The sequence below is a fragment of the Nesterenkonia sp. DZ6 genome (genome assembly GCF_022565835.1).
GTDB lineage: Bacteria > Actinomycetota > Actinomycetes > Actinomycetales > Micrococcaceae > Nesterenkonia.
Map to the genome: position 1 here is coordinate 232508 of NZ_JAJOYW010000003.1, position 26639 is coordinate 259146.

The window sequence follows — 26639 nt, forward strand, 5'->3', positions numbered from 1 at the left end:
TACACCTGCTGAGATGCTGCGTTCACTGGTCACCTCCCTGATTCTCGGCTGGCTGGTCCTGGGCTGGCTGATCCTCCGCGGGATCCTCGGCCGTCTCATCGGCCTCATCCGCCCCCGGCTCGTCCTCCGGGCCGGGTTCGTCCTGCTCGGCATTGGCGGTGGCCATGGCGCGCAGCTGGCTGACGATGTGTTCCGCGTGATCACGGTCGTCGGCGGCGATGCCTCGCTCGATCCGCTCCTGGTGGTACTGGGTGAGGTCTCCCAGGGCGATGTCGGCGTGTTCGTCGACCTCGGAGAGCCTGATCGGCCCCAGGGACTGGGAGACGCCGCTGTAGATGGCGACCTCGCCCTGGTCCTCTCCGACGTAGTACTGGGTCTGGGTCCAGACGTACCCCAGGAAGGTGACGACGGCGACCAGCACGGCCAGCAGCGCCACAAAGGTGGGCAGGAACCAGGAGCTGCGTCGTCGCGTCGTCTCCAACGCGTCGAGCTCCTCCTCATCGAGGACCAGCTCCTCCTCCTGGATGCTCTCGGGCTCCTCAGCGAGTCCGGCGCCGGCCCGGTGCGGCCCGTCGTCACTGGGGGCCTGCGCCGCGGATGAGTCCGGATCACGTGGAGCTGGCTGATCGGCGGAGGGTTCAGCGGATTCGGGGTCGGCCGCGCCAGCGGGGTCAGCGGGGTCGGAGGCACCGACGGCGGCGCCTGAGTCGGCCCCGGTCTCGTCTGCTTCGCCGTTGGCCGCGGCAGTGTCGTGCGGATGCTCCTCGAGCAGCTCGGAGTAGGTGTGGCGCACGGGACGCAGCGGCTGGCCGGTGAGCAGCGAGGCCATCGGGTGCTCATCCACATTGCGCGCAACCACGGGAATCGTGCCGGTGTCGGCTGCCTTGTTGGCGGCGCCGACCAGCAGGTGCGGACGCGCTCCGAGCTTCTTGCGCACCATGGCGGCCGACAGCGGGGAGAGCGAGTCCTCGTCGTCGTGGGCGGAGAAGGCCTCGGAGTTGACCACCGGGACCACGTCGAGCTCCATGGTCGCGTCGGCTCCGCCGTAGTTGTGGGAGGCGGCGGCCACGGCGGCCTCGCTGAGCGGCAGTTCGTTGCTCGGTGCCAGGGCGGCCTCATCGGCCTCCACGACCTCCAGGCAGACCACTGTCACATTGTCCGGGGCGCCTCCGCCGAGGGTCAGGTCGACAAGGTCATCGACGATCGACTCCAGGGTCTGAGTGGAGCGCAGCTTCTGTTCGATCAGCCGTTCGGAGACGACGGCGTTGAGCCCGTCTGAGCAGAGCAGCCAGCGCTCACCGGCCTCCAGCGGGAAGGAGGTGATGTCCAGCTCGGGTGAGGCATCGACATCGCCGAGCACGCGCATCAGCACGTTCTTGTGCGGGTGGTGCTCGGCCTGGTCTGGATCCAGCCGGCCTTCGTCGACCAGTCGCTGGACGAAGGTGTGGTCCTTGCTGACCTGCCGGAACCGTCCACGCTTGAGCCGGTAGGCGCGGGAGTCACCGATGTGGGCGAACTGCAGCCGTTCCTGGGTGATCAGCAGCGAGGTGATGGTGGTGCCCATCCCGGCGAGCTTCGGGTTGGCCTTGACCAGCTTGTTCAAGAAGGAGTTCGCGGTCTGGATCTCATCCGGCAGCACCGTCTCGGGATCCGCGAACCCGCGCGTGTCCAGGTGCGCGAGGTCCAGCACCGTGGAGGCGGAGGCGACGTCGCCGCCGGCGTGGCCGCCCATGCCGTCTGCGACCACGGCGAAATAGCGGCCCGCGTAGCCGGAGTCGTCGTTCTTGGAGCGCACGGCACCGGTGTCGGAGCGCGCTGCGAAGCGGAATACCAGAGCCACGGGCTAGGTCCTCAGCTCCAGGACGGTCTTGCCGATGCGGATCCGGTCCCCGGGCTCGACCGTGGAGGCGCGGGTCAGCTGCTCCTCACCGAGCCAGGTGCCGTTGGTGGAGCCCAGGTCTTCGAGGAACCAGCGGGAACCCTGGGGGAAGAGTCGGGCGTGCTTGCCGGAGGCGTAGTCGTCATCGAGCACCAGGGTGCATTCCTGTGCCCGGCCCATCATGATCGAGGCTGAGCCGAGCGGGAGCTCGGTCCCGGCCAGGGGGCCCTCGCTGACCAGCAGGCGTCGAGGTCGCGGACGCGGAGTGGGGCCGCTGTGGTTGCTGCCGGCGGGGGCGGGGGGTCCGCTGCGCGGGGCCGGTGCAGCGTGCGGGGCGGCGGCCCGGGCCCGTGAGCGCTTGGAGATGGTCATGTCCCGGCCCTGCGCTCCGATGATCGAGAGGATCAGGATCCAGAGCAGCAGCAGCAGCCCGAACTGCAGCACCGTGACAGCGAGTTCACTCATGTGTAGGCGTCCTTCAGCTCTGGCGGAAGCGCATGCGCGCGTTGCCGAGCGAGATCAGGGCGCCGTCGATGAGCTGCACCTTGGGCGTGTCACCGGTGAGCTGCTCACCGTCCACATAGGAGCCGTTGGTGGAGCCCAGGTCACGGGCGTACCACGCGCCGCCGGAGCGGAAGAGCTCCAGGTGCTTGCGCGAGACCCCGGTGTCGGGAACGGTGACATCGGCCGAGGTGGAGCGCCCGATCACGGTGGAGTCCGGACGCAGCGGGTAGGTCTGCTCCTCATACTCCAGGCTCGCCGTGGGCTGCGGGGCAGGGGCTGGTGTCGGCGCGGGCGGAGGGGTGACCGTGGGCTGGGACATCGTGGCCGGAAGCGGGGCGGCGGCGCTGGGGCCGGCTGCCGGGGAGGACTGCTGGGGCGCGACGGGGCTGGCCAGCGGGTCCTTGTCGGTGCGCGACTCGATGCTGAGCTGACCGCGCTTGAGCTCGGTGTTCTTCACGAAGGTCGCCTTCACCGGGCCCAGCAGGGTGTACCCCTGGGATTCGGCGTGGCGCAGGATCTCCTCGCAGAGCTCCTCGGCCAGGGCGACGCCATATTTCTTGGCCTCGCTGAAATCCTCACCGGCGAGCCGGACCTTGTACAGGTTCGGTGCCAGGTGCTGGCCCTCGGCGATGGTCTTGGACTCTCGGTCCATGTGGCGGCGTACGGCGGTGGCGATCTCCACGGGTCCGAGACTCCCTCCTCGTCCTGAGAAGGCACCGCGGACGGCCTTTTCGATGCCGTGTTCAAGCTTGTCTAGCAGTCCCACCGGCACCTCCTTCTACTGATGAATGTGTGCCCAGCCTTGAAACGGCTGCGTGCTGAACTGGGCAATAAGTCCAGAGTCTACTGTCTCACCCCTGCACCGTGCCGCCCAGTGGCTCCTCCCGCAGGGCCTCAATGGCGGGACGGGGCTGTGACCCTTGCCACAGTCTTACCAAGGGTGCTACTTTCTTCTCACCGTGAGAGCGCTCTCACAAGACGGCTTGGGGACTCGCTCGCACCTCATATCGAAGGAGATTTCTGTGATGAGGACTACTGATCACGCGGGGGAAAACACCTCCGCAGCCGCCCACCCGGGGCGTCGGCCAGGCTCGGCCCGAGGCGCGCATCGCCGCGCCCATGTGCTGCGGGGCATCGCGCTCACCTCCGGCCTGGCGCTCGCCCTGACCGCCTGCGGAGGTGCCGCCGGCGGCGACGACGACGGCGGCGCGGGCGAGGGGGAGGACGTCAGCTTGAGCGTGACCACCTTCAACGAGTTCGGCTATGAGGAGCTCTTCACCGAGTACGAGGAGCTCAACGAGAACGTCACCATCGAGCACAACAAGATCGACACCGCAGAGAACGCCCGTGATTCGCTGCGCAACAGCCTCGGCGCCGGGCAGGGCGCCTCGGACATCGAGCCCCTGGAGGTGGACTGGCTCGCCGAGTTCAAGCAGTACCCGGACCGCTTCGAGGACCTCTCGGATCCCGAGGTCGAGGGCCGGTGGCTCGATTGGAAGTACGAGGATGCTCTGCTCGAGGACGGCAGCCTCATCGGCTACGGCACCGACAGCGGTCCGCAGGCCGTCTGTTACCGGGCGGACCTGTTCGAGGAGGCCGGGCTGCCCACCGACCGTGAAGAGGTGGCCGACTTCCTCGGAGACACCTGGGAGGACTACTTCGCGGCCGGCCGGGAGTTCGTGGCTGAGTCCGACTCCGCCTGGTACTCCGGTTCCGACAACGTCTGGCAGGGCATGATCAACCAGGTCGAGGTGCCCTTCCAGGATGCGGAGGGCGAGGTCATCGCCGATACGAATCCCGAGGTGAAGGACCTCTACGACCAGCTGCTCGAGGCCTCGGTTCAGGACGAGCTCTCGGCGGGTCTGACCCAGTGGAGCGGCGACTGGTCTGACGCCTTCCAGCGCGAGGAGACCTTCGCCACCATGATGTGCCCGGGCTGGATGCTGGGCATCATCGAGGGCAACGCCGCGGAGGTCGAGGGCTGGGACATTGCCAACACCTTCCCGGGCGGCGGCGCCAACTGGGGCGGCTCATATCTGACCGTGCCGTCGCAGGGAGACAACGTCGAGGCGGCCAAGGAGCTGGCAGCCTGGCTCACCGCTCCGGAGCAGCAGCTGAAGGCCTTCGAGGTTGTCAACGCGTTCCCATCCACCGGGGAGGCGCTGGAGTCCGAGGAGCTGCTCTCAGCCACCAATGAGTTCTTCAACGACGCTCCCACCGGCGAGATCCTGGCCGAACGCGCCGAGGCTGTGGAGACCCAGCCGCTGAAGGGCACCGAGTACCTGACCATCAATGTGGCGATCCAGGACGCGATCAACCGGGTCGACGTCGACGGCTCCGACGATCCGGAGTCCTCCTGGCAGAAGTTCGTCAACGACATGGAAGCCCTGCGCTGATCATGACCGCACCTTCAAGGGCCGAGGCCGCCGCCACGGGATCCCGTAGCGGCGGTCCGGCGGGCCGGACCGGGACCGGTCGCCGGAAGCCGCGCATCAGCTTCCGGCACCGGGCCTCGGCCTGGGACCGCCGGTATTCGCCCTACCTCTACATCAGTCCCTTCTTCCTGCTCTTCGCCGTGGTCGGGCTGTTCCCGCTGGTCTACACCATCTGGGTCGCCGCCCACGACTGGGACCTGATCATGGGCCAGGGCGAATTCGTCGGCACGGACAACTTCGCGCACGTGCTGGGTCAGCGGGCCTTCTGGATCTCGCTGCGCAACACGCTCTCGATCTTCATCCTCTCCTCGGCCCCGCAGGTGGTGGCGGCAATCCTGATCGCCTACCTGCTCGACTACAACCTGCGCGCCAGAACCTTCTGGCGGATGGGCGTGCTGGTGCCCTATGTGGTCACTCCGGTGGCCGTGGCGCTGATCTTCTCCAACCTCTTCGGTGACCGGTTCGGGCTGGTGAACTCGATGCTCGAGACCGTGGGCATCGACGCCGTCGGCTGGCATTCGGGCGTGCTGCCCAGCCACCTGGCCATCGCCACCATGGTGAACTTCCGCTGGACCGGGTACAACGCACTGATCTTCCTGGCCGCCATGCAGGCTGTCCCGCGAGACCTCTATGAGGCGGCCGCGATCGACGGTGCGGGGAAGGTCCGTCAGTTCATCTCGGTGACCATCCCGAACCTGCGCCCGACCATCATCTTCGTGATCATCACCTCGACCATCGGCGGGCTTCAGATCTTCGACGAGCCGCGGATGTTCGACCAGTACGGCCGCGGCGGCGCCGACGGCCAGTGGCAGACCATGACTTTGTACCTCTACGAACTGGGCTGGACCCGGTCCGACTTCGGGCTCGCCTCCGCGGTGGCGGTGCTGCTGTTCCTGCTGATCGTGGCCATCGGGCTGGTCAACTTCGTCATCACCCGCCGCATCTCAAGCTCGGAGGTCAAGCGATGAGCGCGCTCGAAGAGAGGCCGCTGCCGATCATCCCGCGCACGGGACCCGCGACAGCGCCCAAGAACGACGACGACCCCTTCGGCCGCCGCGGGTCCGGATCCGGGGCAGGATCCCGACCTAAGGGACGCCGCCGCCGACGCGGAGGCTCCGGCGGTCCGGGCCGCGGACCGGGCTGGCTCGTCTACGGGTGCCTGGCGGCGGTGATCCTGGGCAGCATGTTCCCGCTGTGGTGGTCCTACCTGATCGGCAGCCACGACTCGACGATCCTCTCCCGGGACTCCTTCCCGCTGCTCCCGGGCGGAAACTTCCTGGACAACGCCGCCTCGGTGATCAACACCGTGCCCTTCTGGCGGGCGACGATGAACTCGATCATCGTCTCCACCGTCACTGCGGTCTCGGTGGTGTTCTTCTCCACCCTGGCCGGCTACGCCTTCGCGAAGCTGCGCTTCAAGGGTGCCGCGCCGCTGCTGGTCTTCGTGATCGCCACCATGGCGATCCCCACCCAGCTCGGCGTCGTTCCGCTCTACCAGGTGATGGCGCGGCTGGGCTGGATCGGGGAGCTGCAGGCCGTCATCGTGCCGGGCCTGGTCACCGCCTTCGGAGTGTTCTGGATGACCCAGTACCTGCGGCAGGCGATCCCCGATGAGCTCATCGAGGCCGCCACCGTGGACGGGTGTTCCATGATCCGCACCTTCTGGCACGTGGCCCTGCCGGCCGCGAAGCCGGCGGCGGCGATGCTGTTCCTCTTCACCTTCGTCCTGAACTGGACGAACTTCTTCTGGCCGTTCATCGTGCTGGGCCCGCAGAATCCCACCCTGCCCGTGGCGCTGCAGCAGCTGCAGGCGGCGCACTTCGTGGACTACTCGCTGGTGCTGGCCGGGGCCACCATGGCCACCATCCCGCTGCTCATCCTGTTCATCTTCACGGGCCGTCAGCTCGTATCCGGAATCATGCAAGGAGCCGTCAAGCAATGAGTTCTTCCCTCACCACCCAGGCAACCAGCGCACCGCGCACCGTGGCCTTCCCCGCCGACTTCCTCTTCGGCTCCGCCACCGCGGCCTACCAGGTCGAAGGTGCTGCCGCAGAAGGCGGCCGCGCCCCCTCGGTGTGGGACACCTTCGCCCACACCCCGGGGAAGGTCCACGCCGGGGACACCGGGGACGTCGCCTGCGACCACTTCCACCGCTTCCGTGACGACGTGGCGCTGATGAAGCGGCTGAACCTCAAGGTCTACCGGTTCTCGGTCAGCTGGTCCCGGGTGATGCCTGACGGGGTGACCGTCAACCCGGAGGGACTCAGGTTCTACTCGGATCTCGTCGATGAGCTGCTCGCCGCCGGGATCCTGCCCTGGCTCACGCAGTACCACTGGGATCTGCCCCAGGCGCTGGAGGATCAGGGCGGGTGGACCAACCGCCGGACCGCTGAGCTCTTTGCTGACTACGCGGTGGTGCTGCACGAGGCGCTGGGCGATCGGGTCCGACACTGGACCACCCTGAACGAGCCGTGGTGTTCGGCCTTCCTGGGCTACGCCAACGGGCACCACGCGCCGGGGCGGACCTCCCCGGAGGACGCTCTGGCCGCGGCGCATCACCTGCTGCTCGGACACGGGCTCGCGGTGAGGCGGCTGCGTCGTCGTGATCCGCAGCTGGAGCTGGGGCTGACGCTGAACTTCACCGACTACCGGCCGGCGGATCCAGAGTCACCGGGAGATGTGGATGCCGCACGCCGGCTCGATGGCAGCTTCAACCGCTTCTTCGCTGGGGCGATCTTCGACGGGGCCTACCCGGAGGATGTGCTTGCCGACCAGGCAGGGCTCTGGCGCGAGGGGCTGGTCCAGCCGGGAGACCTGGAGATCATCTCGACGCCCATCGACGTGCTGGGGGTCAACTTCTACACCGGGGAGCTGCTCACCGGTGTAGAGCCCGAACGCGCCGCGCAGGCGGCGGCCACGGCGCGGGCGACGGGGGAGCCGAACCCGAACGTGGGTTCCGAACACGTCTCGGCGGTGCCGAGGGGACTGCCGGCCACCGCGATGGGATGGGAGGTCTTCCCTCAGGGACTGCATGATCTGCTGCTTCGGCTGCACCGCGAATACACCGGTCCCGCCGGAGTGGCGCTCTATGTCACCGAGAACGGCGCGGCCTACCCGGATGCGCCCGACGCCGCGGGCTTCGTCCAGGACCATCAGCGGCTCAGCTATATCCGAGAACACCTCCATGCCGTGCATCAGGCTAGGGAGGCCGGTGCGGATGTGCGGGGATACTTCGTATGGTCGCTGTTGGACAACTTCGAATGGGCCTTCGGCTATGACCGGCGCTTCGGGATCGTACGGGTGGATTACGATACGCTCACGCGCACTCCGAAGGCCTCCGCGAACTGGTACGCACAGGTCGCGGCAACAGGTGTGGTGGACTGAGAGAAGCAACGACGCCGTGGTGACCACATCCGACGAAGGGGGACCGATGCCTGCTCGGCGACTGCCGACCCTGGAGGATGTGGCAGCCAGGGCAGGTGTTTCCCGCGCCACCGCCTCCCGGGCGGTGAACCTGGATCCACGGGTCCGCGCGCAGTCCCGGATCGCAGTGGAGGCGGCGGTGACCGAGCTCGGCTACCGCCCGAACCGGGCCGCGCGCTCGCTGGTGAACCAGGAGGTCGACTCGATCGCCGTCGTCGTGCCTGAGGCCGAGGACCGGGTCTTCGCGGATCCGTTCTTCGCCTCGATGCTCGCCTCGATCACCCAGCGGCTGGCGGATTCCCCGGTGCAGGTGCTGCTGGCCATGGGCCAGCCCGGGGGACGGCAGAAGATCGAGCGATATCTGCGCGGCGGCTACACCGACGGCGCGATCATCGTCTCGCACCACCGCGACGATGACCTCTCCGATGTGCTCCACGAGACCAAGCTGCCCGCGGTCTACGTCGGCCGGCCCTACGCCGGAGATGTCGGCATCCCCTGGGTGGATGTGGACAACCGCTCGGGTGCGGCGCTCGCGGCAGACCACCTGATCAGTCAGGGACGACGTCGGCTGGCCACCATCGCCGGTCCGCAGGACATGGCAGCCGGGTCGGATCGACTGACCGGGTGGACCGAGGCGCTGCAGCGCGCGGGCCTGGACTCCGGCCTGGTCGAGTTCGGCGACTTCACCTCCGCCTCGGGTGCGGTGGCGATGGAGCGGCTGCTCGAGCGCGCTCCGGACCTCGACGCCGTCTTCGTGGCCTCGGATCTGATGGCGGTGGCCGCCATGCATGAGGTCCAGTCTCGAGGAATCGCCGTGCCGGAGCAGATCGCAGTGGTGGGATTCGATGACACCCACGCCGCACAGCTGACCCGCCCGCCGCTGACCACCGTGATCAACCCGGTGGGGGAGCTCGCCGGGCGTGCAGTGGACCTGCTGCTTCAGCTGATGCAGGGGGAGAACGTGGACCCTGTGGTGCTGCAGACCGCCATGGTCAAACGGACATCGGGATGACACTCAGGTGAACTTGCTTCAGTTTTGAAATAAAATGAGGCAGACTGCTGTTGTCCCCATTGACCAACCACGGTGGTTCTGCGCGTTCGGCGCGGGGCCGCAACCCTAAGAGGAGTCCCATTCATGGCACATCTGACCCCCGGCACCTGGAACCTTGATTCTTCGCACTCCGAGATCGGCATGACCGTGCGCCACGCCGGCATCTCCAAGGTGAGGGCCATCTTCGAAGAGGCCGAGGCCACCCTCGTCGTCTCCGAGGGTGATGAGGCGACTGTTGACGCGCACGTCAAGGCCGTGTCCTTCAACTCCAAGAGCCCCGACCGCGACGCCCACGTCCGCGGCGAGGACTTCCTGAACTCCGAGGCCCACCCCGAGCTGACCTTCGTGGCGAACAACATCGCCGCAAACGGTGAAGAGTTCGAGATCTCCGGCGACCTGACCATCCGCGGCGTCACCAAGCCGGTGACCTTCGAGGTCGAGTTCGGCGGTCAGGCGGTGGATCCCTTCGGCATGACACGTGCGGGCTTCTCGGCCAACACCGTGATCTCCCGCAAGGAGTTCGGCCTGACCTGGAACGCAGCCCTGGAAGCCGGCGGCGTGCTGGTCGGCGACAAGGTCTCGATCGACCTTGAGGCAGCCTTCGTCCTGGCTCAGTGATTCGATTCTGAGCCGATGCTCAGCGCATCGGCGATGAGGGCTCAGGCCCTCTGCTGAGAGAGGCCCGGTTCCGTGCCGGTGGGGTTGATCTCCATCGGTGCGGGGCCGGGCCCTTTTTGTATACAGGATCGTGCAAGTGCGTCCTGTTCGTGCGCGTGCGGGGAGCCGCGGCGCTCAGGCGGCCGCGGTCTGAGTCGTGGTGGCCACAACGGGCGGGTGCGGATAGCCGGCGGTGAGGATGTTGAAGGCGTCCTGGATGAGCGCCGGGAGCTCCTCATCCGGCAGGTTGTTCTGCGACCAGAGGGCCAGCGAGGTGACCATCGCCGAGACCGCACCTGAGGCGGCGAGCGAGGGATAGAGGTCCGTGCTGACATCGGTGCCGGAGTGCACGGCGATGCGCGCGCTCAGAAGCTCCACCAGCTCCACCTGCTGGGTGACGCGGAAGGGGCGCAGTGAGGGATTCTTCTCCTCCAGCTGTGCGAGCTGAGAGGCCCTCCGCAGCTGCTCGGGATGCTCGCGGGCGTACTCACTGAGCTGCTCGCAGAGCACCTTCAATGGTGGCTCGTCAGACTGCTCGCCTCCGCATTCATCCAGGACCTGCTCCGCGCCGATGCTGCCGGCTGCGAGCACGGCTTCCTCTTTGGAGGGGAAGTAGTTCGAGACCGTGCGCGGGGAGACGAAGGCTTCGCGCGCGATCTCATCGATGGTGACATCGTTGAGCCCTTTGGCCAAGGTCAGCTTCAATGCGGCCCCAGCGATTGCTTCTCTGGTCATCTGCTTCTTCAGCTCGCGTAGGCCCAGCCGTTCTTCATCCATTGTTCAATATTACCGCAGGTCTGCTGATTGAGATTCTTTGCATGAAGGGCAAAGTTCTTGAGAACTGTCCGACCGAAACTGCATGGCGCTCAACGCGGCGATATCTGTTGTCCGGCAATTCTGGGGTGAGGGCATCCACAATTTGTTTCCACATGTTCGACTGCCGCACTTATAAGCATGCACAAACTGCAAAGTCGCACAAGAAGAAGCTTGCGTTAACCGCAAAACGCTGTAATGATCAAGGCGGCACCTGATTCCTGAACGGGGGCGGGAGCCAAAGTCCCCAGAACCTTTTCTGGGCTTCCACTTTGATCAAAAGGAATCCGCCATGAATCGTGCATACGCGCTGGTCGCCACCCTCCAGTCCTTCATGACTGACCGCTTCGAAGGCCGCAAGGACCGCGGCGCCACCGCCGTGGAGTACGGGCTCCTCGTAGGGCTGATCGCTGTGGTGATCATTGCCGCTGTCATCCTGCTGGGCAACACGCTCGACGGTCTCTTCGGCAAGGTAAACACCGAGCTCACTAAAACCACCACTCCGTGATGAAGCTCGCTTCCCATATCTGATTGCCGGTGGAGCCCTTGAGAGGGCTTCACCGGCAGCTTCGGTTCCAGGAACTGTTGTACCTCCGGCTGCGTGGAAGGATCGAGACGTGAGAGCACGAGCGAATGATCGCGGTGCCTCGGCGGTGGAATTCGCCATCGTCGCTCCGATTCTTGTGTTCATGCTGCTAGGCATCATCGCCTTCGGTCACGCGTTTCACGTTCAATCCGCCCTATCGAACGCGGCGCGTGACGGGGTCCGGGTCATGGCATTGCAGGACACCTCCGGCGGCGCGGATCCGCGAACTGCCGCCCGCGACACCGTCATCGCCTCGGCAGCCCCCTCGGCGAACGTCTCCGCGGGGCAGATCAACATCACCCCCGCCACATGTGAGGCAGCCGGCACCTCAGGCCCCGGTACCGCCACGGTGACTATCAGCTACCCGATGCAGCTGCTCGGCGGCGTCGGATCGGTGACTCTCACCGGCAAGGGGACCATGCGATGCAACGGCTGAAGACCTTGTTCAAGTGGCGAAAGAACAACGATGACCGCGGGGCGTCGGCCGTCATCGTCGCGCTGATGATGGTGCCAATCATGATTCTGGCCGCGCTGGCCATCGATGTCGCAGCAATGCACGCGGACCGTCAGCAGTTGCAGACCGGCGCCGACTCCGGAGCTCTCGCGATCGCCCAGGACTGCGCGCGCGATGACTGTAGCACCACTGGCGCCACTGCGCAGAGCATGGCCGCTGCCAATCTCAATGCCGCCGGCGCTCTCGGTGAAGTTCACGCCCTGGACGAGACCGCCGGGGAAGTGAGGGTGCAGACCAGCACCGTCCGGGACCATTGGTTCGCCCCGATCATCGGGATCAACTCGACCCCGCTGCAGGCACAATCTGCTGCCCGCTGGGGATATCCCACCGGCGGCACCGCAGTTCTCCCGTTGACGTTTTCCTGGTGCGCTCTCACGGCTCAGGCGGGAATCACCGTACAGCGCGATCCCTCTTCTGGCGCAGTGATTGGGGTGGACATTCCCGAATCGACCCCAGACCGCACAATCAATTTCACTAAGTCCTCTGACACCAGCTGCACCGGTCCGTCCGGCAATGCCCTGCCCGGTGGGTTCGGCTGGCTGTCGCCTAGCGCGGAGAGCTGTGGCAAGACGGAATCCATCATCAACGGATGGGTTGGTTCAGATACCGGCAACAACGTTCCCTCTATCTGCAACGACGCTGAGTTTCGCAAGTGGATCGGGAAGACGGTGCTGCTTCCGATATTTGACCGAACCACCGGCACAGGGAACAACGGAGAATATCTGATCTATGGGTATGCGGCGTTCACACTGTCCGGGTATTACTTTGCCGGCCAGTACGGTCATCCGTCTCCAGCACCCTGTGGAGGCAATGAACGGTGCATCCGTGGAAGCTTCGACCGTTTCGTGGACCTGACCGAAGATTTCGACTACAGCCCCAGCGGTCCGCGCCTCGGCGCCGCCGTCGTCGCCCTGACCGAGTAAGGCTCACATGTCCCGTCGCGTCCTTGCCGCCCTTGCCGCCGTCGTCCTTGCTGCCCTGGCAGCCGTGTTGGTGATCAGCTACGTCAACCAGGCCGACGATCGTGCGATGGCGGACATGTCCCCCGAAACCGTCTTGGTGGTGACTGAAGCTGTTCCTGAGGGGACCCCCGTGGAAGAGATGGGGGAGTTCGTCGGCACCGATGAGGTGCCCTCCGCCGCCGTCGTCCCCGCTGGCATCGAGTCCCTCGAGGAGGTGGCAGGTCAGGTCACGATCGCGCCCTTGTACCCGGGAGAGCAGCTGATGGCCGGGCGCTTCGCCTCCCCTCAAGATCTGGAAGGGGCGAGAGACGTGGAGATCCCTTCAGGGTTCCACGAGATCACCGTCCAGCTTCCCGCCACTCGGGTCGTCGGGGGACAGCTGAATCCCGGGGACACTGTCGGGTTCTTCGTGAGTGCCTCCGATCCCCAAGAGACGCAATTGACTCTGCAGAAAGTCCTCGTCACGCGGGTGGACGGCGGAGTCACCGAGACGATCGAGGAGGACGGTACCGAGACCACCACCCCCGCCGCCGAGACCCTCATGGTGACCCTCGCCGTGGAGGCCAGCGATGCCACGCTGGTGGCTCACGCTGCGGAGTTCCACGGAGTCTGGCTCTCGCTGGAGCCTGAGGATGGGCCCGAAGATGACTCCGATTCCATTGAAGTCCAGGACGTGCTGCGATGATCCGCATCGCGGTGGCCGTCGCTGACTCCGACCTCGAACCCGCCTACGCGCAGGCCGCCGGGGGCGGGTACCTGTCCCTCCCGGTGCCGTATTCGGAGAACCCGGCAGATCTGCTCGGAAGGCTCAAGGGCGGCTCCGTTCCCGGTGTACTGGTGATGGACTCCCGGCGCGACCCCGATCTCTGCCTCGCATTGGCAGCTCGATTCCACACCGAACATCCGGACACCGTGGTGCTGCTGATCACCGATCAGCCCGAGGCCCTCGGCCTGCGGGCCATGCGTGCAGGAGTCACCGACCTGCTCGCCCCCGGTGCCGACCTGGAACAGGTGAGTCGAGCCCTCGCCGCTGCCAAAGAACAGGCCGACGCCCTCGCTGCCCGGCACGCCACCACCGAATCTCAGGGTCCCACCGGCCGGGTGATCACCGTCGTGGCCTCCAAGGGAGGCGTGGGCAAGACGACAGTGATGACCAACCTCGCGGTCGCGCTGGCTCAGGCCGTCCCGAACTCGACAGTGATCGTGGACCTGGACCTGCAGTTCGGCGATGTGGCCACGGCGCTGAACCTCTCCCCGGAGCATTTCCTGCCCGACGCGCTGCAGAGCGTGGCAAGCGGAGACACCATCGCACTGAAGACCCGGCTGACCCTGCACGAGACCGGGCTCTACGTGTTGCCGGCGCCGGCAGATCCGGCCGCCGCCGACGGCATCACCAGCGCCCAGATCAGTCAGCTCCTGCAGGTGCTGACCCAGGAGTTCCCGTACGTGGTGGTCGACACCTCCCCAGGTCTAGCGGATCACACGCTGGGGGCGCTGGATCACACCACCGATCCGCTGCTGCTCACTACGCTCAGCGTGCCCGCGCTCAGCGGACTGCGCAAGATCGTCGACACGCTCTCGGTGCTACAGATGTTCACCGAGCGGTATCACGTGGTGGTGAACCACGCCGACGCCGCGGACGGCGTCGCGCTGAGCGACGTGGTACAGACCCTCGGGGTCCCGGTTGGGACCGCGATCCCCAGGTCCAAAGGTGCACCTGCTTCGATCAACGTCGGCGTGCCGCTCATGCAGTCCCAGACGCGCGATCCGCTGGTCAGATCGCTGGCGACGCTGGCGAACAGGCTGCTCCCTGCGGGAGTCCAGCTCGACCGGCGGGGCCGGCTGCGCACGAAGGGGAAGAAGTCATGAGCCTCTCCGAACGGCTGAAGGCCGCGCAGGCGGGGTCCCCGCCACCGAAAGCCGAGGCAGCACCGGCAGCGCTGGACGCGGGTGGCCCCCCTCCCCTCCTCGACGCATCAACGGACACGCCTGCGCGCCCCGTCACGCGCCGGACCGCCGCCAGTGCCCGTGAGCGACCACCCGTGGCGGCGCGGTCGGATGAGCCCGACGACGCCCTCCGTCGGTTGAAGGACACCGCCGCCGCGACGCTGTTCCAACGCATCGGTGCCCGGCTCAACGACCCCTCCCTGGATGAGCGCCAGCTCCATGCTCTGGTGCGTGCCGAACTGAACGCCGTCATCGAGAAATCCGCCATCCCGCTCAGCACCGAGGAGCGCAAACGGCTCACCGCCGAGGTCCAGGACGACGTGCTCGGCTATGGTCCGCTGCAGCGGCTGCTCGATGACGAGACCGTCACCGAGGTGATGGTCAACGGACCGGACATGATCTACATCGAGAAGTCCGGCCAGCTGCAGCGCGCGGCCAGCCGATTCGCCTCCGAGGAACATCTGCGACTGGTCATCGAACGCATCGTCTCCCGCATCGGACGCCGGATCGATGAGTCCGCCCCGATGGTCGACGCCCGACTTCTGGACGGCTCCCGCGTCAATGCCGTGATCCCACCGCTGGCCTTCAACGGGTCCTCGCTGACCATCAGAAAGTTCAGCAAGGACCCCTTCAAGGTCCATGACCTGGTCCGCTTCGGCACGCTCAGCCCGGAGATGGCAGAACTCCTGGACGCCTGTGTCGCGGCCAAGCTCAACATCATCGTCTCCGGCGGCACCGGCTCCGGCAAGACCACCCTGCTCAACGTGCTCTCCTCCTTCATCCCCGACGGCGAACGGATCGTCACCATCGAAGATGCGGTCGAGCTCCAGCTCCAGCAGGACCACGTGGTCCGGCTGGAATCTCGGCCTCCCAATGTGGAGGGCAAGGGCGAGGTCAGCATCCGCGACCTGGTGCGCAACTCGCTGCGCATGCGACCGGACCGGATCGTGGTCGGCGAGGTCCGCGGTGGAGAGAGCCTCGACATGCTCCAGGCCATGAACACCGGCCACGACGGCTCCCTGTCCACCGTCCACGCCAACTCACCCCGCGATGCGATCGCCCGGCTGGAGACACTGGTCCTGATGGCAGGAATGGACCTTCCGCTGCGCGCCATCAGGGAACAGATCGCCTCAGCGGTGGACCTGATCGTGCAGCTCACCCGTCTTCGCGACGGCACCCGGCGGGTCACCGCGGTCACCGAGGTCCACGGCATGGAAGGCCAGACCGTCACCCTCCAGGACGTCTTTCTCTTCGACTACTCCGCCGGAGTCGACGACGGCGGGAAGTTCCTCGGCAAACCCATCTCCACCGGCATCCGCCCACGATTCACGGAACGCTTCGCTGACCTGGGCATCACCGTCTCCCCGGGCGTCTTCTCCCGGCCAGAGGCCAGGCCCGGACCATGATGGAGATCATTCTCGAGAACCTTCTGCCGACAATCGGAGTGCTCGCCGGCGCGATCGCAGTGGGCATCATCAGTTACCTGATGGTCTCGCCGGGCCCGGTGCGCGTGCCGGTAGAGCGCCGCCAACCTGGCCACGTGCCCATGCCCAGCGCCTTGGAGCGCGGCGCGGGAACCGCTACGGCGCTGGTGGAGCGGCTCATCCACCGCCGGGGAACCCCGGTGGGCGCCTCGACGCTGGAGCTCGCCGCGGTAAAGCTGCGACCCCAGGACTTCGTCTTTCTGGTCATCGTGGGCTCGGTGGTCGGTTTCGCCCTGGGCCTGGTGCTCAGCGGCGCGCTGGCTGCGTTCCTGTTCGCCGCCGCGGTGCCGTTGGGAGCGAAGATCCTGCTCGGGCTGCGGATCTCCAAGCGGCAGAAGCAGTTCGCCGACCAGCTCGATGACTCGCTGCAGCTGATGGCCTCGAATCTGCGCGCCGGGCACAGCCTGCCGCAAGCACTCTCCTCAGTCGCGAAGGAGGCAGAGAGCCCCACCTCCGATGAGTTCGTGCGCATCGTCAACGAGACCCGGGTGGGACGAGACCTCGGCGTCGCTCTGGACATGACCGCCGCGCGCATGGCCAGCGAGGACTTCTCCTGGATCACCCAGGCGATCGCGATCAACCGGGAGGTCGGCGGAAACCTCGCCGAGGTGCTCGACGGCGTGGCCAACACCATCCGACAGCGCAACGACATCAAGCGTCAAGTGGCTACCCTCAGCGCCGAGGGCCGACTCTCGGCACTGATCCTGATGGTGCTCCCGTTCGGCCTCGCCGGTTTCCTGCTGATGAGCAATCCCGGGTATCTCGCCCCCTTCACCGAGAGTGCGCTCGGCTATGGACTGATGATCCTCGGCGTGGTCATGCTCACCCTTGGCGGGCTCTGGCTGCGCAAGGTTGTGGAGATCAAGTTTTGAACGCCATGACCACGTCCGTCGCGCTTGCCACCGCGTGTGCCGCGCTCGCCGTGGGAATGGCGGTCTGGCTCATCTGGACGGCGGTGGATCCGACGCGACGCCAAGTCCGCGAGAACCTGCGGCGCACCGGAGTCACCCTGGTGGCGGCCCCAAACGGCCCGGGACCGAACGAAAGCAGCTTCTCACTCTCGTCGCTGGCCAGGAGGGTGACGCCCGAGGTCATCGTGAAGACCCTGGACCGACAGCACACCCTCGCCGGCCGTCCCGCCGCTTGGACGGTGGAGAAGCTGCTCACGCTCAAGCTCCTCTGGCTCCTGGCCGCAGGGGTGGTCAGCGCATTGACCCTTTTGTCTGGGCCCCCGCCACTCCTGGTGCTGATGACTCTAGGCGTGTCGATGGTCGGGTACTTCCTGCCGGAGCTGCTGCTCAACAGCGAGGGGACCAAACGTAACCAGCAGATCGAGCTGGAACTCGCCGACACCCTGGACCAGATGACCATCGCGGTCGAGGCCGGACTGGGATTCGACTCCGCCATGGCGCGCGCCGCGCAGAACGGCAAAGGTCCGCTGGCGAACGAGCTGGTCCGCACCCTTCAGGACATCCAGATGGGCAACTCGCGCAGGCAGGCCTTTGAGGCATTGACCGTGCGCACCACCGTCGTGGACCTGCGCCGGTTCGTCCGTGCCGTGATCCAGGCGGATGCCTACGGAGTCTCCATCGCGAGCGTCCTGCGGACCCAGGCGGATGAGATGCGGCTGAAGCGACGCCAGCGCGCTGAGGAGAAGGCCCAGAAGATTCCGGTGAAGGTGCTTGCTCCGTTGATGCTCTTCATCCTCCCGGTCATCTTCATCGTGGTCATGGGACCGGCCGCGATCAACATCGTCGAATCCTTCAGCGGCATGTGATGAGTGAACCCGTCATGATCCCTCTTCTGACCGCGTTGCTGGCCGCAGTGCTGGGTGGGCTGCTCACCCCGGCCCTGCGTCCGTTCCTCGAGGACGATTCCGAGCGGGTGGGGAGTCTTCTGCGTGTGCCTGTTGCGGTGCTTGCAGCGCTGGCCGGATTCGGTGCCGCGGGCGTCGCGGACAGTGCCGCGGAGCTGGTGGCCTTCGCGGCGGTCGGAGTCGGTTGCGCGCTGCTGGTGGTGACCGACCTGATGGTGCGTCGGCTGCCCGATGTCTTGGTGGCATGTACCGCTGTGGCACTGCTGGTGCCACTTGCGGTGGCGGCAGCTACCGCGGATGAATGGTCCACGTTCGGTCGGAGTCTGCTGGCGGCCGTGGTGCTCCTCGCCGGGTACTTGCTGCTGGCGCTGATCGCGCCGACCGGGCTGGGTCTCGGTGACGTGAAGTTCGCTTTTCTGGTCGGCGGATTCCTGGGCTGGTTCGGGTGGTCCCACGTGGCCGCTGGCACGGTACTGGGATTCACCATCAATGGGGTCATCGCGCTGGTGGTTTTGGTCAGCCGAAATGGAGGCCGGGACACGCAGATTCCCTTCGGCCCGTCGATGGCCCTCGGCGCAGTCTGCGCCGTGGCGCTGCTGCCGTAACTCGAACGGGCAGAGAAACGTTCTTAGGGCACAGGCGAACGAGAATTCTTCACCGATGACAGCGTCTTCGGTCGCCTCCAGGCAGTGCTCGCGCCGTTTTCCGCCTCCGCGGATTTGTGTTTTCTGCATCGTCATGCAAGGCAGAGAACCTGGTGATACTCACTCGGTATTTTCTACTGATGAATTACGTAGTACTTACTAGGCCGGCTAAAAATAGCATTTGCCACCATCACTGCACCTCAGAACGCGCCTGGTGAATCTTGCGAGGCATGGCGATGAAATTGGACTTGTGGATCTTCAGACTGCGCCGTAATCTCAGCGACAAGTGACCCAGATCGCCCAGATCTACATGGGTGAAAAATCTGTTGGAACTTGTGCGAACGACTAGGTTCGATCGGCACCAATTGCATTCCATTCCGGGGGGAAAAATGAATAATACGACCAGCTCGGCTCGATCTGCGCCAGCAGTCCAGCGGCCCGATTTCAGTACGCGGTTGAGAGTTGGGCTGAGCGCCCTGCTCGTCACTTTTGTTGTTATGGCGGTGGCTCTGTCGTTCTCGTCCGCTGCCTCTGCCGCCACCACTCCTGTAGTGCTTGGCACTGCCGGGTCCTATTCGGTGCTTGGTGGCCAGACCGTCACGAATACGGGCCCGACCATCCTGAGCGGGGACCTGGGAGTCAGCCCGGGCAACGCCATCACGGGCTTCCCCCCGGGGCTGGTCGGCGGAACGACTCACGCGGGCGATGCAGAGGCCCTTCAGGCTCAATCGGATCTCGTGACTGCCTATAACGACGTGGCCGGGCGCGCTCCGACTGCGAGCATCGCCGGCGATCTCGGCGGGCAGACCCTCGTTGACGGTGTCTACAATTCCACCGGGGCCATCGAACTCACCGGCACGCTGACGCTTGACGGCCAGGGGGATCCGAATTCGGTGTTCATCTTCCAGGTGGCGTCGAGCCTGATCACCGCAACGTCCAGCAATGTCTCACTGATCAACGGTGCACAAGCCTGCAACGTCTACTGGCAGGTCGGGAGCTCAGCGACCCTGGGAACCGGATCCACCTTCGTGGGTTCCATCTTGGCGCTCACCTCGATCAGCGCTACGACGGGCGCCACCGTGCAGGGCCGGGCCCTCGCTCGCAACGGCGCCGTGACCCTGGACTCCAACACTTTCACCACCACCAGCTGCGCCGTGGAGTCGACGGGAGAACCGACCGAGACTCCAGTTCCTACCGAGGAGCCCACCGAGACGCCAGCCACGACGGAGACTCCAGTTCCTTCCGAGGAGCCCACGGAGACTTCGGTCCCGACGGAGGAGCCGACCGCGGTCCCAGTCCCCACGGACGAACCCATTGAGGTGCCGGTTCCTGCTGAGGAGCCGACCGAGGTTGCGGTCCCGACCGAGGAGCGCACAGATGTTCCAGCCGCGACGGACGAGCCGACTGAGGTTGCGGTCTCAACCGAGGAACCCACTGAGGCTCCGGTTCCGACCGATGAGCCCACCGATTCGGCCGGGCCTACGAACACGGAGAGCCAGGAAGCTTCGGCATCACCTGTGGAATCCGATGCCCCGAGTGGATCGGATTCCCCAACCGCATCTGACACAACGGACGATGACGCGACAGAATCCGCTGCCCTGTCAGACTCAGACGACGCGACCATTGAGGCAGACGCATCGGCGGCTGACACGGACGACGACTCAGCCGAGGCGGCATCCGATTCCTCGGATCTGCCCTCTACCGGCATCGGGGCGCTGACCAGCGTGCTCGTCGGGCTGAGCGTGCTGCTCATCCTCGGAGGCGCCACACTGCTGATCATCAGGCGGCAGCGCTCGACCTCGAGCGACTAGTTCGATCCTGGGCCTGATCCAAGGTCCAGACAGCCGAAGGGCCCGAGCCTGACACCTGGTGGGTGCAATCACCAGGTGTCAGATCGGGCCCTTTGTCATGTCCTGGGCTGACGCGCCAGCCCCGCCTCAGGAGGAGGAGAACGCCGCATCGAACGCGGCATCCGAGGGTTCGAACGCATTGGCCCGCACGAACTCCAGGGCCTGGGGTGCTCCGATCAGCCGGTCCATCCCGGCGTCCTCCCACTCCACCGACAGCGGGCCGGTGTATCCGATCGCGTTGAGCATCCGGAAGGCGTCCTCCCAGGGCACATCGCCGCGGCCGGTGGAGATGAAGTCCCAGCCGCGCCGCGGATCAGCCCAGGCGAGATGCGAGGACAGCCGGCCATTGCGCCCGTTCAGCCGCTTCTTCGTGTCCTTGCAGTGCACGTGATAGATCCGGTCCTGGTAATCCCAGAGGAACGCCACCGAATCGATGTCCTGCCAGACCATATGGGAGGGATCCCAGTTCAGGCCGAACGCCTGCCGGTGCCCGATCGCCTCCAGTGCGCGCTGGGTCGTCCAATAGTCATAGGCGATCTCCGAAGGATGCACCTCATGGGCGAAGCGGACCCCCACCTCGTCGAAGACGTCGAGGATCGGGTTCCACCGGTCAGCGAAGTCCTGGTAGCCGGCCTCGACCAGCTCCGCGGAGACCGGAGGGAACATCGCCACATACTTCCAGCTCGCGGACCCGGTGAAGCCGGTCACCGTGTTGACCCCCAGCCGGGCCGCGGCCCGCGCCGTGTACTTCATCTCCTCGGCCGCCCGCTGCCGCACCCCCTCGGGGTCGCCGTCGCCCCAGATGTGATCCGGAAGGATGTCACGGTGCCGGGCGTCGATCGGGTCGTCGCAGACCGCCTGTCCCCGGAGGTGATTGGCGATCGTGTAGACCTTCAGCCCGTTCTTCTCCAGGATGTCAAGGCGATCCTTCACGTAGGCATCGTCTTCTGCGGCCCGCCGTGGGTCGAGGTGATCACCCCAGCAGGCGATCTCCAGGCCGTCGTAGCCCCATTCACCCGCGAGCCGGGCGACCTCCTCGAAGGGCAGGTCCGCCCATTGTCCGGTGAACAGCGTGACTGGTCGTGCCATGGTCTTCATCTCCGTTCGTGATCGTGGATCTCGGTCCATTGATGCGCGGCCCCGCTGGAGCGCTCCACCGCCTCCAGCACCCGCTGCACGTGGAGGCCATCCTCGAATGAGGGCCGCGGATCCTTCCCGGCAGCGATCCCGCGCACCAGATCCACCACCTGGTGGGTGAATCCATGCTCATAGCCCAGCCCGTGGCCGGCCGGCCACCAGGCTTCGAGATAAGGGTGCTCCGGTTCGGTGGCCATAATCCGGGTGAACCCTGCGGTCCGCGCCGGTTGCGTCGCATCGTAGTAGTGAAGGACGTTCATGTCCTCGAAGTCGAAGCTGACCGCCCCGCGAGACCCGGAAACCTCGATGCGCAGCGCATTCTTCCGACCCCAGGCGAACCGGGAGGCCTCCAGGATCACCGGGGCGCCCGAGCTCAGCCGAGCGGTGACCAGGGCGGCGTCGTCCACCGTGACCGGGCCCCTCGCGGCCGTGCCAGACGCTTCGGCGGAGGCTCCCGGCCCGCCACCGAGACCACCGCTGCCACCGCCGATCCCACCTGCGGCGACGGCGGCCGCAGCGGCGACCGGGCGTTCCGCGACTATGGTGTCGAGCATCCCGGAGACCCCGGCGAAACGCTGACCGGTGAGGAAACAGGTCAGGTCCACGATGTGGGCGCCGATGTCGCCCAACGCCCCGGACCCCGCGCGGGCCTTGTCCAACCTCCAGGACAGCGGCGCGGTCTCATCGCCGAGCCAGTCCTGCAGATATTGGGCCCGCACCTGGCGCACCTCACCGATCCGGCCCTCGGCGATCAGCTCCTGGGCCAGCTTCAGCGCCGGCACCCGGCGGTAGGTGAAACCGACCATCGCATGGATGCCCTGGGCTCGCGCTCGGTGGGCGGCGTCGTTCATCCGCTCTGCCTCCGCCACCGAGTTGGCCATCGGCTTCTCCACCAGCACGTGCTTGCCGGCCTCCAGCGCCGCCGCGGCGATCTCCGCGTGGGTGTCACCCGGGGTGCAGATGTCGATCAGATCCACATCCTTGCGCTCGAGCACCCGCCGCCAGTCGGTGGCGGACTCGACCCAGCCCAGCCGCTGCGCAGCCTGCTTGCTCCGCTGTGCATCCCGGCCGACGAGCACCCGCATCCGCGGCTCCATCGGAAGGTCGAAGAACCGTGAGGCGGACCTCCAGGCCTGGGAGTGGACCCGGCCCATGAAGGCGTGCCCGATCATGGCCACGCCCAGTCGTGGCTTCTCCAGCTCTGCCATCGCTGCCGCTCAGGATTCGAAGGCGTAGGGCAGGTACTGGTCCACGTTCTCGGCGGTGACCACGGGTGCGTAGAGCTGGATCTCGCGAGGGACCTCGATCTGCACCAGGTCGCCCAGGGCCCGGCCCTGGGCGAGCAGCCGAGCCAGCCGGACGCCGTCGGCGGCCTGGGTGGCGGGATAGATGACCGTCGCCTCGACCACGGAGTCCCCGGACTCGATCTCGCGCATCATGTTCGCGGAGCCTGCGCCGCCGACCATGAAGAACTCGTCGCGCCCGGCGTTCTCGATGGCGGCCAGGACGCCGACGCCCTGATCGTCGTCGTGGTTCCAGATCGCATCGATCTCGGGTGCGGCCTGGAGCAGGTTCGCGGTGGCGCTCTCGCCGCCGGCGACGGTGAAGTCCGCGGCGACCCGGTTGTCGACCTCGAGCCCGCAGTCACTGAGGGCCTGTTCGAACCCTTCGCTGCGGTCCTGAGTCAGTGGGAGCGAGTCGATGCCGGCGATCTCAGCGACCACCGCATCCTCCTGATCGCCGAGCTGTTCACAGATGTACTCTCCGGCGGAGACGCCCATGCCGTAGTTGTCCCCGAGGATCGTGGTGCGCGCGGCGAAGGGGCTGGAGAATTCGCGGTCGACGTTGACCACGGGGATCCCCGCCTCCATCGCTTCGGTGGCCACCTCGGTCAGCGCGGCGCCGTCGAAGGGCAGGACCACGATCGCGTCCACGCCGTCATTGATGAACTGCTCGATCTGGCTGATCTGCTGGTTGACGTCATCGGTGCCCTCGGAGACGCGCAGCTCGACGTCTTCGAACTCTTCCCCCTGGGACTGGGCGCCTTCGGTGATGGCGCCGATCCAGCCGTGTCCGGCGGCAGGGCCGGAGAACCCGATGACGACGTCTTCACCGGGCTCGGCGTTGTCGCCCGCAGGTTCAGCGGCGGCGGCCGCGGCGTCGTCGTCGCCGGACTCCGCCTCCACCGGGTCGTTGGAGAGGCAGCCGCTGACGAGCAGGGTGGCTGAGATGAGCGCAGCGGCCGAGAGGTACCGGCGTGGGGTGCGAGACATGATTCCTCCTGATGGAAGTTGATTCAGCTGTGCGAGTGGGTTGATTCAGGTGATGAGGTGCTCAGGTCACGTTCGACTGTGGCTGGAGAAGCGCTGCTGGAGCAGCACGGCACCGACGATGATCGCGCCGGTGACAAGCGCCTGGACGGACGAGTCGAGGTTGTTCTGCACGAAGACGTTGCGCAGCACCGCGAAGACCATGACTCCCAGGACGGTGCCGAAGATGGTGCCGCGGCCGCCTGCCAGCAGGGTGCCGCCGACGACGACGGCGGCGATGGCGTCCAGCTCATAGAGCAGGCCGTGGGTGGAGGAGCCCGAGGTGGTCCGGCTGAGCATCATCACCGCGGCGATGCCGGCGCAGAGCCCGGAGAGGGCGTAGACCATGACCAGGTGGCGCTTGACCTTGATGCCGGCCAGCCGGGCGGCCTCGGGGTTGCCGCCCACGGCGATGGTGCGGCGCCCGAAGGTGGTGCGGTTGAGCAGGAACCATCCAGCGGCGGCGACGATCAGGAACATCCAGACGATGATCGGGATGCCCAGCAGGTCTCCGCGGAAGGTGCTGGTGAAGCCCGGCACGGTGACGATCTGGGTCTGCCGTCCGGAGATCAGCTCGGCGAAGCCGCGGGCGGCGACGAGCATCGCCAGGGTCGCGATGAACGGGACCACCCGCCCGTAGGCGATGATCACGCCGTTGAGCAGTCCAGCCGCGGCGCCGACCGCCAGCGCGGTGAAGAACATCATCGACCAGTGGACGTCCATCGCGATGGCCTGGGTGCCCAGCGTGGTGGCCCAGACCGTGGCCAGTCCCATCACCGAGCCCACCGAGAGGTCGATGCCTCCGGAGGTGATCACGAAGGTCACGCCGATGCAGATCACCCCGATCACCGCGGCCTGCTGCAGGATCACCATGAGGTTCGCCACGCTGAGGAAGCGATCGCCGCCGGTGACGACGCCCAGGACCACCAGTGCCGCCAGGGCGAGGATCAGGCCGAGGCTGTGTCCCAGGCTGAGGTTCGACCCGCCGACCGTCTTCGGTGCCTTCTCCTCGTCCGGGCTGAGGTCCCGGCTCGGGGGCTCCTCGCCGGCAGGAGTCTCCGCACCGGCGGGGGCGCCTGTTTCTTTCGTCTCACTCATCCGTGAGCTCCTTCCATCACAAGATCAAGCACCTGGTGTTCGTCGATGTCCCTGGTCGCTCCGGTGTGGACGACCCTGCCGTCAGCGACGACGAGGACTCGATCGGCGAGTCCCAGGACCTCCTCGATCTCGCTCGAGACCATCAGCACTGCCGTGCCCTGTCGGCTCAGCTCCCTGACCAGTCCGTAGATCTCGGCCCGGGCCCCGACGTCGACGCCGCGGGTGGGTTCGTCGAGCAGCAGCACGTCGCACCCATGCACGAGCCAGCGCGCGAGCATCGCCTTCTGCTGGTTTCCGCCGGAGAGGGTGCGGATGCTGCGTTGGACGTCGGCGGGGGAGAGGTGGAGCGCCTCGGCCTGTTCGCGGGCCGCGGTGCGTTCGGCGCGCTCGTTGAGCAGGCCGGATCGGGCGAAGCGGGCGAACGTGGAGAGGGTGATGTTGCGGTAGATCGGCTCGTCCAGGAGCAGGCCCTGACTCTTGCGCTCCTCCGGGGCGAGCCCCACCCCGTGGTTGACCGCATCGGCGATGGAGCCGCGGCGCAGCTTCTTGCCCTTGACCCGGACCTCGCCGGCGGTGGCGCGGCGGGCTCCGTAGATGGTCTCGAGGATCTCGGAGCGGCCCGCGCCCACCAGTCCGGCCAGTCCCACGACCTCACCGGGGCGGACGTCGAAGGAGACCGGCTCGAAGACTCCGTCGAGGCTGAGTCCGTCGACCTCGAGCAGCGGCTGATCGCTGGTGGCTCCGATCGCGGTGCCGCCGAAGTCGGAGATGACCTCGTGCCCGGTCATCAGCGCGATGAGCTCCCTGGTGGGGGTGTCCTCGACCTCGAGGCTGGTGGCCGCGGTGCGCCCGTCCTTGAGCACCGTGATCCGGTCTCCGATCCGGCGGATCTCCTCGAGACGATGTGAGATGTAGACCACGGCCACGCCTTCGTCCCGGAGAGCTCGCACCACTCGGAACAGGTTCTCCACCTCTTCGGGATCAAGCACCGCGGAGGGTTCGTCCATGATGATCAGCTGCGCGTCATGGGAGAGTGCCCGGGCCATCGAGACGATCTGCTTCCCCGCTGCGGGCAGACGTCCGACCTCGCGCTGGGCGGGGATCTCGGGGTGACCGAGGCGCCGGAGCAGGTCGCGGGTGCGCTCCAGGGCGGTGGCCCGACGCAGCACGCCCCCCGAGCTGAGCTCGTGACCGAGGAACACGTTCTCGGCGACGCTGAGACCGTCGACGACGTCGAGCTCCTGATACATCGTGGCTATGCCCAGTCGCAGCGCGGCCATCGTGGTGGGGATGGTGACCCGTTCACCCTTCCAGAGGATCTCGCCCTCGGTGGGCTGATGGGCGCCGGAGAGCACCTTGATGAGGGTCGACTTCCCGGCGCCGTTCTGACCGAGCAGGCAATGGACCTCACCGGCCCGGATGTCGAGATCGACGCCGTCGAGGGCCTTGGCGCCGGGGAAGTGCTTGATGATCCCTCGCATCCGGAGGAGCTCGGACCCACCATTTTGTGTGACCATGCTCACAAATTTA

The 26639-nt window shown here is 66.5% G+C and carries 25 protein-coding genes; 16 read left to right on the forward strand and 9 right to left on the reverse strand.

Going from position 1 to position 26639, the window contains the following annotated elements:
* Nucleotides 1-22: 22 nt before the first annotated feature.
* Genes LTH93_RS09590 through LTH93_RS09600 form a run of 3 tightly spaced genes read right to left on the reverse strand, consistent with a single transcriptional unit; the run spans nucleotide 23 to nucleotide 3149 of the window.
* The gene (locus tag LTH93_RS09590; RefSeq protein WP_241470813.1) at nucleotides 23-1840 is read right to left on the reverse strand and encodes a PP2C family protein-serine/threonine phosphatase; all 1818 of its coding nucleotides are present in this window, start codon (nucleotides 1838-1840) and stop codon (nucleotides 23-25) included.
* A 3-nt stretch (nucleotides 1841-1843) separates the two neighbouring features.
* Nucleotides 1844-2344: an FHA domain-containing protein FhaB/FipA gene (locus LTH93_RS09595; protein ID WP_241465656.1), complete on the reverse strand. Its 501-nt coding sequence runs from the start codon at nucleotides 2342-2344 to the stop codon at nucleotides 1844-1846.
* 13 nt (nucleotides 2345-2357) lie between these two features.
* A complete protein-coding gene (locus LTH93_RS09600; protein WP_241470814.1) occupies nucleotides 2358-3149 on the reverse strand; it encodes an FhaA domain-containing protein in 792 nt (263 codons plus the stop codon).
* A gap of 259 nt (nucleotides 3150-3408) precedes the next feature.
* Between LTH93_RS09600 and LTH93_RS09605 the strand changes: the two genes are divergently transcribed.
* The 6 genes from LTH93_RS09605 to LTH93_RS09630 all read left to right on the forward strand — a co-directional run bounded on the left by LTH93_RS09605 (nucleotide 3409) and on the right by LTH93_RS09630 (nucleotide 9910).
* Nucleotides 3409-4779, forward strand: a complete 1371-nt coding sequence (locus LTH93_RS09605; RefSeq protein ID WP_241470815.1) for an ABC transporter substrate-binding protein — start codon at nucleotides 3409-3411, stop codon at nucleotides 4777-4779.
* A gap of 2 nt (nucleotides 4780-4781) precedes the next feature.
* Complete coding sequence (locus LTH93_RS09610; protein WP_241470816.1) at nucleotides 4782-5786, forward strand: carbohydrate ABC transporter permease; 1005 nt, start codon at nucleotides 4782-4784, stop codon at nucleotides 5784-5786.
* Nucleotides 5783-6760, forward strand: coding sequence for a carbohydrate ABC transporter permease (locus LTH93_RS09615; RefSeq protein ID WP_241470817.1), 978 nt, complete (start codon nucleotides 5783-5785; stop codon nucleotides 6758-6760). Before LTH93_RS09610 ends, LTH93_RS09615 begins: the two co-directional genes overlap by 4 nt.
* Nucleotides 6757-8202: a GH1 family beta-glucosidase gene (locus LTH93_RS09620; RefSeq protein ID WP_241470818.1), complete on the forward strand. Its 1446-nt coding sequence runs from the start codon at nucleotides 6757-6759 to the stop codon at nucleotides 8200-8202. The genes LTH93_RS09615 and LTH93_RS09620 overlap by 4 nt, the downstream gene beginning before the upstream one ends.
* A 46-nt stretch (nucleotides 8203-8248) precedes the next feature.
* Nucleotides 8249-9253, forward strand: a complete 1005-nt coding sequence (locus LTH93_RS09625) for a LacI family DNA-binding transcriptional regulator (RefSeq protein ID WP_241465650.1) — start codon at nucleotides 8249-8251, stop codon at nucleotides 9251-9253.
* A 123-nt stretch (nucleotides 9254-9376) separates the two neighbouring features.
* Nucleotides 9377-9910, forward strand: coding sequence for a YceI family protein (locus tag LTH93_RS09630; RefSeq protein ID WP_241470819.1), 534 nt, complete (start codon nucleotides 9377-9379; stop codon nucleotides 9908-9910).
* A gap of 174 nt (nucleotides 9911-10084) precedes the next feature.
* On the opposite strand, the gene LTH93_RS09635 is transcribed toward LTH93_RS09630, so the two are convergent.
* The gene (locus tag LTH93_RS09635) at nucleotides 10085-10684 is read right to left on the reverse strand and encodes a TetR/AcrR family transcriptional regulator (RefSeq protein ID WP_241470820.1); all 600 of its coding nucleotides are present in this window, start codon (nucleotides 10682-10684) and stop codon (nucleotides 10085-10087) included.
* A 370-nt stretch (nucleotides 10685-11054) separates the two neighbouring features.
* On the opposite strand from LTH93_RS09635, the gene LTH93_RS09640 reads away from it, so the two are divergent.
* The 10 genes from LTH93_RS09640 to LTH93_RS13330 all read left to right on the forward strand — a co-directional run bounded on the left by LTH93_RS09640 (nucleotide 11055) and on the right by LTH93_RS13330 (nucleotide 20526).
* Nucleotides 11055-11270 (forward strand): Flp family type IVb pilin, encoded by a 216-nt coding sequence (locus LTH93_RS09640; protein ID WP_241470821.1) that lies wholly within the window; start codon nucleotides 11055-11057, stop codon nucleotides 11268-11270.
* 109 nt (nucleotides 11271-11379) lie between these two features.
* Nucleotides 11380-11784: a TadE/TadG family type IV pilus assembly protein gene (locus LTH93_RS09645; RefSeq protein WP_241470822.1), complete on the forward strand. Its 405-nt coding sequence runs from the start codon at nucleotides 11380-11382 to the stop codon at nucleotides 11782-11784.
* A complete protein-coding gene (locus tag LTH93_RS09650; protein ID WP_241470823.1) occupies nucleotides 11772-12785 on the forward strand; it encodes a TadE/TadG family type IV pilus assembly protein in 1014 nt (337 codons plus the stop codon). The genes LTH93_RS09645 and LTH93_RS09650 overlap by 13 nt, the downstream gene beginning before the upstream one ends.
* A 7-nt stretch (nucleotides 12786-12792) precedes the next feature.
* Nucleotides 12793-13509, forward strand: coding sequence for a Flp pilus assembly protein CpaB (cpaB, locus tag LTH93_RS09655; RefSeq protein ID WP_241470824.1), 717 nt, complete (start codon nucleotides 12793-12795; stop codon nucleotides 13507-13509).
* A complete protein-coding gene (locus LTH93_RS09660; RefSeq protein ID WP_241470825.1) occupies nucleotides 13506-14693 on the forward strand; it encodes an AAA family ATPase in 1188 nt (395 codons plus the stop codon). The genes cpaB and LTH93_RS09660 overlap by 4 nt, the downstream gene beginning before the upstream one ends.
* Complete coding sequence (locus tag LTH93_RS09665) at nucleotides 14690-16177, forward strand: CpaF family protein (RefSeq protein WP_241470826.1); 1488 nt, start codon at nucleotides 14690-14692, stop codon at nucleotides 16175-16177. The genes LTH93_RS09660 and LTH93_RS09665 overlap by 4 nt, the downstream gene beginning before the upstream one ends.
* Nucleotides 16174-17127 carry a type II secretion system F family protein gene (locus tag LTH93_RS09670; protein WP_241470827.1) on the forward strand — a complete coding sequence of 318 codons (954 nt, stop codon included), beginning with the start codon at nucleotides 16174-16176 and terminating at the stop codon, nucleotides 17125-17127. The genes LTH93_RS09665 and LTH93_RS09670 overlap by 4 nt, the downstream gene beginning before the upstream one ends.
* A 5-nt stretch (nucleotides 17128-17132) precedes the next feature.
* A complete protein-coding gene (locus LTH93_RS09675; RefSeq protein WP_241470828.1) occupies nucleotides 17133-18032 on the forward strand; it encodes a type II secretion system F family protein in 900 nt (299 codons plus the stop codon).
* A 14-nt stretch (nucleotides 18033-18046) separates the two neighbouring features.
* Nucleotides 18047-18676: a prepilin peptidase gene (locus tag LTH93_RS09680; protein ID WP_241470829.1), complete on the forward strand. Its 630-nt coding sequence runs from the start codon at nucleotides 18047-18049 to the stop codon at nucleotides 18674-18676.
* 353 nt (nucleotides 18677-19029) lie between these two features.
* On the forward strand, nucleotides 19030-20526 hold the full coding sequence (locus LTH93_RS13330) for an ice-binding family protein (protein ID WP_342357804.1): 1497 nt from the start codon (nucleotides 19030-19032) through the stop codon (nucleotides 20524-20526).
* A gap of 126 nt (nucleotides 20527-20652) precedes the next feature.
* Here LTH93_RS13330 and LTH93_RS09695 read toward each other — a convergent pair whose 3' ends face one another.
* The 5 genes from LTH93_RS09695 to LTH93_RS09715 form a co-directional block, all read right to left on the reverse strand.
* Nucleotides 20653-21654 carry a sugar phosphate isomerase/epimerase family protein gene (locus LTH93_RS09695; RefSeq protein WP_241470830.1) on the reverse strand — a complete coding sequence of 334 codons (1002 nt, stop codon included), beginning with the start codon at nucleotides 21652-21654 and terminating at the stop codon, nucleotides 20653-20655.
* A gap of 5 nt (nucleotides 21655-21659) precedes the next feature.
* Nucleotides 21660-22910, reverse strand: coding sequence for a Gfo/Idh/MocA family protein (locus LTH93_RS09700; RefSeq protein WP_241470831.1), 1251 nt, complete (start codon nucleotides 22908-22910; stop codon nucleotides 21660-21662).
* A gap of 9 nt (nucleotides 22911-22919) precedes the next feature.
* Nucleotides 22920-23975: a substrate-binding domain-containing protein gene (locus LTH93_RS09705; RefSeq protein ID WP_241465636.1), complete on the reverse strand. Its 1056-nt coding sequence runs from the start codon at nucleotides 23973-23975 to the stop codon at nucleotides 22920-22922.
* Nucleotides 23976-24041: 66 nt separating this feature from the next.
* Nucleotides 24042-25109 (reverse strand): ABC transporter permease, encoded by a 1068-nt coding sequence (locus LTH93_RS09710; RefSeq protein ID WP_241470832.1) that lies wholly within the window; start codon nucleotides 25107-25109, stop codon nucleotides 24042-24044.
* Nucleotides 25106-26626 (reverse strand): sugar ABC transporter ATP-binding protein, encoded by a 1521-nt coding sequence (locus LTH93_RS09715; protein ID WP_241465634.1) that lies wholly within the window; start codon nucleotides 26624-26626, stop codon nucleotides 25106-25108. Before LTH93_RS09715 ends, LTH93_RS09710 begins: the two co-directional genes overlap by 4 nt.
* Nucleotides 26627-26639 lie beyond the last annotated feature (13 nt).